This window comes from Caproiciproducens sp. MSJ-32, from assembly GCF_018918055.1.
Classification (GTDB): domain Bacteria; phylum Bacillota; class Clostridia; order Clostridiales; family Clostridiaceae; genus Clostridium.
Genome location: NZ_JAHLPS010000046.1, coordinates 1 through 4,522 on the forward strand (window position 1 = coordinate 1; position 4,522 = coordinate 4,522).

The 4,522-nt window shown below is 26.4% G+C and carries 3 protein-coding genes, 1 pseudogene and 1 riboswitch; all 4 genes and pseudogenes read left to right on the forward strand.

Features of this window, described 5'->3' with window-relative positions:
- Positions 1 to 156: 156 nt before the first annotated feature.
- The 4 genes and pseudogenes from KQI16_RS05680 to KQI16_RS05695 all read left to right on the forward strand — a co-directional run bounded on the left by KQI16_RS05680 (position 157) and on the right by KQI16_RS05695 (position 4,396).
- Positions 157 to 882: a phosphatase gene (locus tag KQI16_RS05680; RefSeq protein ID WP_216432728.1), complete on the forward strand. Its 726-nt coding sequence runs from the start codon at positions 157 to 159 to the stop codon at positions 880 to 882.
- 71 nt (positions 883 to 953) lie between these two features.
- A riboswitch (SAM riboswitch) is annotated at positions 954 to 1,061 on the forward strand.
- 111 nt (positions 1,062 to 1,172) lie between these two features.
- Positions 1,173 to 2,066, forward strand: coding sequence for a homoserine O-succinyltransferase (locus tag KQI16_RS05685; protein ID WP_216432729.1), 894 nt, complete (start codon positions 1,173 to 1,175; stop codon positions 2,064 to 2,066).
- 193 nt (positions 2,067 to 2,259) lie between these two features.
- Positions 2,260 to 3,927 (forward strand): annotated as a pseudogene (helD, locus tag KQI16_RS05690) (RNA polymerase recycling motor HelD); the annotation flags it as partial.
- A gap of 289 nt (positions 3,928 to 4,216) precedes the next feature.
- Positions 4,217 to 4,396 carry a hypothetical protein gene (locus KQI16_RS05695; RefSeq protein ID WP_119865018.1) on the forward strand — a complete coding sequence of 60 codons (180 nt, stop codon included), beginning with the start codon at positions 4,217 to 4,219 and terminating at the stop codon, positions 4,394 to 4,396.
- The last annotated feature ends 126 nt before the right edge of the window (positions 4,397 to 4,522 follow it).

Consider the following 4,522-nt stretch of genomic DNA (forward strand, 5'->3'; position numbering starts at 1 on the left):
AATGATAATAAATAATAAAATAAATTATAGTTTATCAAAAAAATCAAGATTTTAATAATAATAAATATTAATAAGGTGCAAGTTGCAATTTGAAAAATTAATGATATTATTAAATAGTAATTGATAAAGATAATATATATTATAAAGGGTGATAAAATGAAATTTAAGTTAGATGTTCATACTCATACAATAGCTAGTGGACATGCTTATTCAAGCTTAATGGAAAATGCTAAAGTAGCTTCTGAGAAGGGAATTAAAGTTTTAGGAACTACAGAACATGGAATTACTATGCCTGGTTCACCTCATATTTGGTATTTTTCAAATTACAGAGTCTTACCTAGAGAACTTTTTGGAGTTACCATGCTGTATGGCGTTGAAGCTAATATAATGGATTATGATGGTAATTTGGATATGGAAGATTCTATGTTAGATAAACTCGATATTGTAATTGGGAGTATACATACTGAAGTATATAATGTAGGAAATGTAGAGGAAAATACGAGAGCTTTTGTTAACGCAATAAAAAGAGGTAAAATTGATATAATAGGTCATTTAGGAAATCCAGCTGTTCCAGTTGATTATGAAGAAATAGTGATATGTGCAAAAGAAAATGATGTATTAATTGAAATAAATAATAGTTCCTTTACTACTTCTAGACCAGGAAGTTTTACAAATTGTAAAAAAATAGCTTTATTATGTAAGTTACATAATGCAAGGATTGTTATTAATAGTGATGCCCATTTCTGTACTAAAATTGGAGAATTTTCGGAGGCTATTGAAATGCTTCAATCTATAGATTTTCCTAAAAATCTTATTATAAATGATAATCCAAATGAATTATTAGAAAAGTTAAAGAAAAAAGGAAAGTTAAAGGATTTGTAAATATGATGTTAAATAGATATTGACAATGTATTTTTATTAAAGTAAAATTAATCCAAACTAAACAATCTTAAATCTTATCAAGAGTGGTGGAGGGACTGGCCCTATGAAACCCAGCAACAGCTGTCTAATTAAGATAGAAATGTGCTAATTCCAGCAGGAGTTTTCCTGAAAGATAAGAAGTGATAGAAAAATTTTAATATATTTTTGGAATTTGGTTTTGCCACTTCTTATTTTAAGAAGTGGTTTTTTATTTATTATAAGAATAAATAGCGTAGGAAAGGAGAGAAATTATGCCAGTAATTATTCCAGAAGGCTTACCAGCAGCTAAAATTCTTACAAATGAAAAGCTTCCTGTTATATATAAGGAGAAATTCAATAATGATTTAAAGACTATTAAGATAGGAATTTTAAATTTGATGCCTACAAAAATTAACACAGAAACTCAACTTTTAAGACTTCTTGCTAATACTGATATAAATGTAGAAGTTGAGCTTATTTATATTAAGGAGCATAAGTGTAAAAATACTCCTAAAGAACACCTCCTAAACTTTTATAGAAATTTCAAGGAAATAAAAAATGAAAAATTTGATGGATTTATAATAACAGGGGCGCCAATTGAACATTTAGAATTTGAGGAGGTAGATTACTGGGAGGAACTAAAAGAGGTAATGAGTTATTCAGTAGAAAATGTTACTTCAACTTTTCATATATGTTGGGGAGCCCAAGCTGGCCTATATTATCATTTTGGTATTCCTAAATATCCTTTAGATAAGAAATTATTTGGTATTTTCTCGCATAAAGTAAATGATAAGAGTGCTAGTTTATTGAGGGGTTTTGATGATGAGTTTTATGTGCCTCATTCAAGACATACAGATATTTTAAAAGAAGATATTTATAAGGTTCCAGGACTTACTATTTTATCAGAATCAGAGGAGGCTGGAGTATATCTTGCTTATGCTAATAATGGAAAACAAATTTTTGCCACTGGCCATTCTGAATATGATTCTAATACTTTAAAGCAAGAATATGAAAGAGATAAATCAAAAGGTATTAATATAGATATACCAAAGAATTATTTTTCTAAGAATGATCCTAATAGTGAACCTATTGTAAGATGGAGAGCACATGCCAATTTATTATTTTCAAATTGGTTAAAATATTATGTTTGTAAGGATAGTTCATAAATTATTATAAAAAAACCATTTGCAAAAATGCAAATGGTTTTAATTATTGACAAAAAAAATAAAAGTGATAACATAAAACAGATATCAACATTTATGAGATTTAATATAATTCCCCAATTATATTATACATCTTGCAAAAAAACAATGTCAATAACTTTTTTATAAAATTAATCTATTAAGGGGAGTGATTTATTTGAATAATAATTCTGAATGGTTTGCTGAAAAGGAGTGGCTTCAAAAAGTCCTTACTGAAGTTAGAAAACAACTAAATGAAAAGCGCAATTATAAAGAGCGTTTTAAAAAGGAATATATAGAAACTCATAAGGAAATGTGGGATAATATCGGTTCAGTTGCCATAAATAATGGATTAGATCAAGTTGTAGATTTTATGCAATTTATCAATTCAACTAAAATGCAAAAAAGAAATCATGAATTTACAAGACAAATGGAAGAAAAATATGAACAAATGCTATCATCACCTTATTTTGGGAGAATGGATTTTATTGAGCATGATAATGATACAGCTGAAAAGTTTTATATAGGAATTTCTAATCTTATTAATGAGGAATTTGATTTTTTAGTATATGATTGGAGAGCACCGGTTTCAAGCATGTTTTATGAATATGAAATTGGAGAAGGAAAATATAAATCCCCTGAAGGAATAATTAATGGAAAGATAACCTTAAAGAGGCAATATAAAATTAATAATGGGAAAATTGAATACATGTTTGATAGTGATATTAATATAGAAGATGATGTGTTACAAGAGATTTTAGCTAAGAGCACAGATAATAAAATGAAATCAATAGTAACATCTATTCAAAGAGAGCAAAATCAAGTAATTCGTAATGAAGAATACAAGAATCTTATTGTTCAAGGTCCTGCTGGAAGTGGGAAAACATCTGTAGCTTTACATAGAATAGCTTATCTCTTATATAAATATAGAGAAAAAATAAATTCACGAAATATAGTAATATTTTCTCCTAATGATATTTTTAATGAATATATTTCTAATGTATTGCCACAGCTTGGGGAAGAAAATATGTATCAAACTACTTTTAAGGAGTTTATGAATAAAGCTTTAGGAGATGAATTTAAAAAAGAAGATTACTGTAATATGATGGAGTATATTTTTAGTTATAAAGATTTAAATATTTATGAGACAAGAATTATAAATATTAGATTTAAATCTTCTTTGGAATTTATTAATATATTAAAAGAATATGTTTCTTATCTAGAAAAAAAGAATAGAGATTTTAAGGATATAATTGTAAATGATAAGATGATAATATCTTCCAAAGAAATAGAAGAATTGTTTAATAAGGACTATAATAATATGCCTATAAAGAGAAGGCTGGATAAAATAAAGAATAGGATAATATTTCTTTTGGAGGCTTATGAAAAAGAACTAATAGAAGAAGCGGCTAATATACTTGAAACTTCTGATTATTATACAAGTGAAAAAGAAATTAAGAAACAAAGTAGAGCTATTGCTAAAGATCAAATGTTAGAGGCATATAATGAGATAGATAGAATAACAAAATTCGATTTATTAGATATTTATAAAGAGCTTTTTGAAAAATTTAAGAATTTTTATAAGGGACCAAATATTGAAGAAATTAAATTCTATACACTTAATAAATTAAAAAATAAAGAATTGAATTATGAGGATCAAATTGCTTTACTTTATTTAAAGGTTGCAATGGGAGATGTTTCTGGAACTTCTGAAATAAAATATATAATTATTGATGAAGCTCAGGATTATACACCTTTACAATATGAAATATTAACCAATATTTTTAAATCTGCCAATATGACTATTCTTGGAGATTTACAACAATCAATAAATCCTTATAAGAACCGAATTTCTTTTGTCATCACTAAGAGTTTTAGCTAATACAGCGCCGGCAGGACCAGTTCCTATAACAATATAATCAAAAGCATTAGAAGGATTGTCATTTATATTATTCATTTAAACACCACCTTTATAAGTTATTTTATGAACTAATAAAAAATTGTTAATTTAAATACTATTGACAGTAAGTAAAGAGGAAAAAAATCATTTATATGGTAAAAAATGTATGGTATAATAATTTTGTAGTCCATTTGATATTACATTACATGGATATATTTAAAAGGGGAGAGATAATATGCAGAATATAGACTATAAAAGATTAAAAGAGGATTTATTGAAGAAGGTTGGTCCATCATCAATTATGCCGCTTATTATGAGCATTGATAATGCAGATGAAGATGAATTAGTTTTACTTGCAGAAGAATTTAAATTTGATATTTATGATTATATGAAGGATAATATTGTTTATAAATAGATTTATAAAGGGGCTGTCGCACTAAATAATTAGTGTGAAGCTCCTTTTTGATGAAAAAAATAAATCCCAGACTTTAAAAGTCTAGGATTTATGGTAAAATATTTTTCATGACTATAAAAAAAATCT